Source organism: Streptomyces griseorubiginosus, from assembly GCF_017614965.1.
GTDB lineage: Bacteria > Actinomycetota > Actinomycetes > Streptomycetales > Streptomycetaceae > Streptomyces > Streptomyces griseorubiginosus_B.
In genome coordinates this window covers 1-5,758 of the sequence record NZ_WVUG01000440.1, presented here as the reverse complement: position 1 = coordinate 5,758, position 5,758 = coordinate 1, and the positions used below count along the sequence as shown (strand labels likewise).

Genomic DNA, 5,758 nt, shown 5'->3' with positions numbered 1-5,758 from the left:
CCGCACAACCCCGCCGCCCCCGCCTCCACCGGCGTCTGGGTCGGCGCCTGGTCCGCCTCGCCGGCGGGCGCCGAGCCCGGCACGGAGACCGAGGGGCTGGCGGGCCGTTCGGTCCGCAACGTCGTCCACGCGAGCGTCGGCGGTACGAGTGCCCGTATCACGCTGTCCAACCTCTACGGCCAGTCGGCGCTGACCATCACGCATGCGTCGATCGCCGTGGCCGTCGCCTCCGACAGCGCGGCGGCGAGCGCGGAGAGCATGCGGCGGCTGACGTTCGGTGGCAACACGACGGTCGTCATCCCGGCCGGTCACCAGGTGCTCAGCGACGTGGTGCGGATCCTCGTCCCGCAGGGCGGCGACGTCCTGGTCACCACATACTCGCCCACCGCGTCCGGCCCGGTCACCTACCATCCGCGCGCCCGCCAGATCTCGTACGTCGCGGACGGCGACCTCACCGAGGACACGTCCGGCGCCCCCTACACCGAGCGGACGCCGTACTGGCGCTACCTCACCGCGCTGGACGTGCTCAGCAACGACGCGGACGGCACGCTGGTCGCCTTCGGGGACTCGCTGACCGACGGGATCACCTCCACGCTGAGCGCCAACCACCGCTGGCCCGACATCCTTTCGCAGCGGCTGCGCACGGCGCTGCGGTCCGGCCATGACGTGCCGCGCTACAGCGTGGTCAACGAGGGCATCAGCGGCAACCAGGTCCTCGCGAGCGGGCGCGGCCGTCCCGCCGACAACCAGAGCGGCCTCGACCGGTTCTCCCGGGACGTGCTCTCCCGGACGAACGTCAGGGTCGTCGTGATCGACCTGGGCGTCAACGACATCCTGCGCAACCGCCGGCTCGCCGACCCGGACAAGGTCGTCGCCGGTCTGCGCACCCTGGTCGGCGAGGCGCACGCCCACGGCATCCGGGTCATCGGCGCGACCCTGATGCCCTTCCAGGGTCACCGCGGCTACAGCGCGGCACGCGAGGAGGTACGGGAGGAGATCAACGCCGAGATCCGCTCGGGGCGGGTGTACGACACGGTGGTCGACCTCGACAAGGCCCTGCGGGACCCGTACGACCCGCGCAGGCTCCGCTCGGACTACGACTCCGGTGACCATCTGCACCCCAGCGACCGGGGCTACGAGCGGATGGCGGACGCGATCGACCTCACGTCCCTGAAGGGCTCCCCGTCGGCACGGCTCTGAACCGCCCACCGATCATCGTGGCCCCTGCTCACCAGTCGTCGCTCACCAGTCGTCGTGACGGCGTCGGTCCCGGCGCTCCCGGTGCCGTTCGCGGCGTTCCTCGTGCCGTTCGCGGCGCTCGTCACGCAGGTCGCGGCGCCACTCGCGGTGCTCCTCCAGCATCCGCCGATGGTCGTCGTACCCCTCGAGGGACCCCTCGCCCAGGGGCCGCCCCGCCTTGCGCTCCAGCTTCTGCTGGCGGCGCTCCTCCTTGAGCCGGCGGCGTTCCTCGCGGGTCAGTTTGCGCTCGACGCCGACGCCGCCCCAGAAGGCGAACCCGGTGATGATCACGCGCGGGGCGCCGGGCTCGGCCGGTACGCCCTCCTCGCGGTGGTCGAACCCGCCCATGATCCCGATGCCGCGTACGACGACCTCGACACCGGGCGGGACGATGACGTTCATCCCGCCCATGATCGCGATGCAGTTGATCTCGACCTCGCGGTCGGCGAAGTTCGCCTCGCGCAGGTCGAGTTCGCCGCCGCCCATGAGGGCGAAGCAGTTGAACTGGCGGGGCACGGTCCAGCGCCCCTTGCGCTCGAACCCGGACATCACGGCGACGGCCCACGACGAGGACCCCTCGCCGCCGACGATCCGGCCCGCCCAACTCCCGCTCGGCTCCGGCTCCTTGGTCAGCGACACGGAGGGGGGCGGGGTGACTCCGGCGACCGGCAGGTCGCGGGTGATCGGCGTCAGTTCGCCGTACGTCCGCGCCTTGTACGTGGCCTCCAGCCGCTCCTCGAACTCCTCCATGTCGAGACGGCCCTCGGCGAGGGCGTCCCGCAGGACCTCGGCGACTCGTTCACGGTCGGCGTCGGATGCGCGAAGTTCCGGGACTGCGGCGTCTTCGGTCATGGCAGCAGCCTACGAGTTCCCCCGGCAGGAGGCTACGAGACCGCTTGCCCGGCCGTGTTCCCGGCAGCGGGCCAGGAGACAGCTTGCCCAGCCGCGCTCCCCGGCCGAAGGGTACGACCCCGCCTGCCCAGCCGCGAACCCCCGGCAGAAGGCCACAACACCCACCTGTCCAGCCGCCAACCCCCGGCAGAAGGCCACAACACCCACCTGTCCAGCCAATATCCCCCGCCGGAGGCTACGGCACCGCCTGCCCGGCCGCATCGGATGCCTCGCCCGCGTACATCCTGGCGATCACCGCCTCGATGTCCGGCTCCCGCACCGACAGGTCGACCAGCGGATACTCCGCCGCGACCCGCGCCACCAGCGCCGCCGCCGACTCGGCCGCCGGGAACGCCAGCCACTGCCGGGGCCCCTCCACCCGTACCACCCGCGCGGGCGGCATCTCGATCGGCGGCAACTCCCGTTCCAGGTCCACCACCAGGGTCCGTTCGCTCTCGCCGACCTCGTGCAGCCCGGTGAGCGGGCCGTCGTACATGAGCCGTCCGTGGTCGATGACCATCACGCGCGAGCACAACTGCTCGATGTCCTGCAGATCGTGGGTGGTCAGCAGGACGGTCGTGCCGCGCTCGGCGTTCAACTCCCGCAGGAATCCACGCACCTTGGCCTTGGAGATGACGTCGAGTCCGATGGTCGGCTCGTCGAGGTACAGCACCTCGGGGTCGTGCAACAGCGCCGCCGCGATGTCCCCGCGCATCCGCTGGCCCAGCGACAGCTGCCGTACCGGCACGTCCAACAGGTCGCCCAGTTCGAGGAGTTCGACGCAGCGGTCGAGGTTCTCGCGGTAACGGGCGTCGGGGATGCGGTACATGCGGTGCATCAGCCGGTACGAGTCGATCAGGGGAAGGTCCCACCACAGCGTCGTACGCTGCCCGAAGACAACGCCGATGCGGTGGGCGAGACGGGTGCGCTCACGGGAGGGGTCGATGCCGGCGACCCGCAGCCGGCCGCCGCTCGGGGTGAGGATGCCGGTGAGCATCTTGATCGTCGTCGACTTCCCGGCGCCGTTCGGCCCGATGTAGCCGACCATCTCACCGCGCGCCACGGTGAAGGAGATCGAGTCGACGGCACGGACCTCGCGCCGCTCCCGTTTCATGAAGCCGGTCTTCTTGCGCACGTCGAAGACCTTCTCGACGCGGTCGAGTTCGATGAAGTGATCGGCGCGATGTTCGATGAAGTGATCGGTGACGTGATCGTCCACTGTCCTCAACTGCCCTTACCAGTCGTCAACTTCCCGTACTCCGATACGACCTGAGCCCCGTCCGCCACGCCAGCCCCGCGAGCGCGCAGCACACCCCCGCCACCAGCGGCGGCGCGAACGCCACCCAGTCCGGCAGACCCAGCGGGATCGGCCGCCCCAGCACATACGCGGCCGGGATCCAGGTGACGAAGGCCAGCGGCAGAAGGAAGGTCACCCCGCGCACCAGCTCACGTCCGAACACCGTCGGCGGGTACTGCAGCAGTGTCGCGCCGCCGTAGGTGAACGCGTTCTGCACCTCGGAGGCGTCCTGCGCCACGAACTGGAAGGCCGCGCCCGCCACGAACACCGCGCAGAAGATCGCCGCGCCGCTCACCACGGCCACCGGCATCAACAGCAGCCGCAGCGGCGTCCAGTGGATGTCGACGGCGGCCAGCGCGTACCCGAGGACCAGCGATCCCTGCGTGATCCGCCCGAGCCGGCGCAGCGCGAAACGGTCGGCTGCGACCTGGGCCAGCACCGGCGCCGGACGCACGAGCAGCGTGTCCAGGGTGCCGTCGCGCACCCGCTGTCCGAGCCGCTCCATCGAGCCGATCGCCAGGTCCGCGAGACCGAACGCGACGCTCGACAGGCCGTACAGGAAGGCCACTTCGGGCAGTGGCCAGCCGCCGAGCGCGTCGATCCGCGAGAACATCAGCAGGATCGCGACGAAGTCGAGCGCGGTCACCGCGAAGTTGGCGAACGTCGTCATCGCGAAGGACGCGCGGTAGGCCATCGTGGAGCGGATCCACATCGCGCCGATCAGCCGGTAGGCCCGCAGCCCCTCCACCAGCCGTCCGCTCCCCGGCACCCCTGCTTCAGCCACCCTGAACGACCACCCTCCGTGTCGCCACCGACTGCACCAGCCGCCCCGCCGCCAGCAGCGCCACCGCCCACGCCCCCTGGAAGGCGAAGGTGCCCCACGGGTCGGCCTCCCCCAGCAGCAGGTCCGCCGGCTTCTGCAGCAGCGACGACCACGGCAGATCCCGTACGACGTCGCCGAGCGCCCCCGGGAACACGTTGAGCGGCAGCATCATGCCGGAGCAGAAGAACCCGGCGAGCATGGTCATGTGGGTCATGCCGGTGCCGTCCATGAACCAGAACGTGAGCAGCGCGATGAGATACCGGATGCCGAAACTGACCACGGTCGCCAGCAGGAGGGACACCACGAAGGCGGCCCAGGTTGCCGGGTCTTCGGGCAGCGCCACCTGGAAGAGCAGCGCGCCGAACGCGAACGGGATCACTCCCCGGCCCAGCAGCTGGAACAGCGTGCGGCCCAAGTCGGCTGCCAGCCACCACAGTTGCAGATCGGCGGGGCGGTAGAGGTCGATCGCGATGTCGCCCGTGCGGATCCGCTCCATCAGCTCCGACTCGACGCCGCTGCCGCCGATCGCGAGCGCGGCGAAGATCGCCTGTCCCAGCCACACATAGGTGACGGCCTGTGCCTGGTCGTACCCCCCTAGGTGTGGCTTCTCGTCCCACAGGGCGAGGTAGGTGTACACCAGGATCAGGCCGAAGACGGTGTTGGTGAACACCCCCGCCGCAGTGGCCGCCCGATACGTCGCGTATCTTCTGAATCCGCCCGCCGCGACGGCAACGTACAACCGTCCCGAGCCCACGCCACAGCCCTCCTCAGCCCGCCCGGCACCGAAGCGCAGGAGCCTACTGCCCTGGCAGTGACGGACGCCACGCATTTTCCGGGCCGGAAGCGTGCCGTGGTCCGGGAACGGAACGCTTGGTGCGAGAGTCTTCAACAGGGGGCGCAGAAGGCGTTCGAGGGCGTACGGGAACGTACGACGCGAAACAGGAGTCCGTGCAACACATGAGCGACGAGCCGCAGCAGCCGAACCAGGCCTCGGCACCGAGTGACCCACCACAGGGCACCGAACAGCCGGGGGCGGCGAGGTCGAACAGCCCAGAGCCGGCGGATCCGCCGGGGAGTACGGCGACCTCCGGCGCGGTTGATGACGCTGAGGCTGATGGGGTGACTGAGGCTCCTGAGGGTCCTGCGGCTGACGGGATCAGCGAGGATTCTGCGGCTGGTCGTGCGGCTGACGGGATCAGCGAGGATTCCGCGACCGACGGGACCACCGAGGCTTCCCCGGCTGGGGGTTCGGTAGCTGGGGTGGCTGAGGGATCGGCAGCCGGGACGGCTGAGGGTTCCCCTGCCACCGGGAATGATGAGCGTTCCGGGGCTGAGTCTCCGCAGGCCAGTACGCCCACCCGGCCCCAGACGCCGGACGCGTCGGCCCGGCCGAAGACGGTCGACTCCCCCACCCAGCGCCTGGCACCCGTGCCCGCCGAAGACGCTGACCGTCCCGAAGACTCCGGTACGCCCGGCGAGCCCACCTCGCCTCAGGCACCCGGCACCCC

5 protein-coding genes are annotated in these 5,758 nt (G+C 70.5%); 1 reads left to right on the top strand and 4 read right to left on the bottom strand.

What is annotated here, in order from left to right; translation table 11 throughout:
* Window positions 1-1,200, top strand: a 1,200-nt coding sequence (locus tag GRC12_RS41300) for an SGNH/GDSL hydrolase family protein (RefSeq protein ID WP_208785587.1), incomplete at its 5' end; no start/stop codon positions are given.
* Between the two features lie 42 nt (window positions 1,201-1,242).
* Here the strand turns inward: GRC12_RS41300 and GRC12_RS41295 are convergent.
* From GRC12_RS41295 to GRC12_RS41280, 4 genes are all read right to left on the bottom strand, one after another.
* Entirely contained in the window at window positions 1,243-2,091 is an 849-nt protein-coding gene (locus GRC12_RS41295) for a DUF1707 SHOCT-like domain-containing protein (RefSeq protein WP_208785586.1), read from the bottom strand.
* Window positions 2,092-2,326: 235 nt separating this feature from the next.
* Window positions 2,327-3,349, bottom strand: a complete 1,023-nt coding sequence (locus GRC12_RS41290) for an ABC transporter ATP-binding protein (RefSeq protein ID WP_308286746.1) — start codon at window positions 3,347-3,349, stop codon at window positions 2,327-2,329.
* A gap of 25 nt (window positions 3,350-3,374) precedes the next feature.
* Complete coding sequence (locus GRC12_RS41285; protein WP_308286745.1) at window positions 3,375-4,211, bottom strand: ABC transporter permease; 837 nt, start codon at window positions 4,209-4,211, stop codon at window positions 3,375-3,377.
* Window positions 4,204-5,004, bottom strand: a complete 801-nt coding sequence (locus GRC12_RS41280) for an ABC transporter permease (RefSeq protein WP_308286744.1) — start codon at window positions 5,002-5,004, stop codon at window positions 4,204-4,206. Before GRC12_RS41280 ends, GRC12_RS41285 begins: the two co-directional genes overlap by 8 nt.
* Window positions 5,005-5,758: the final 754 nt, after the last annotated feature.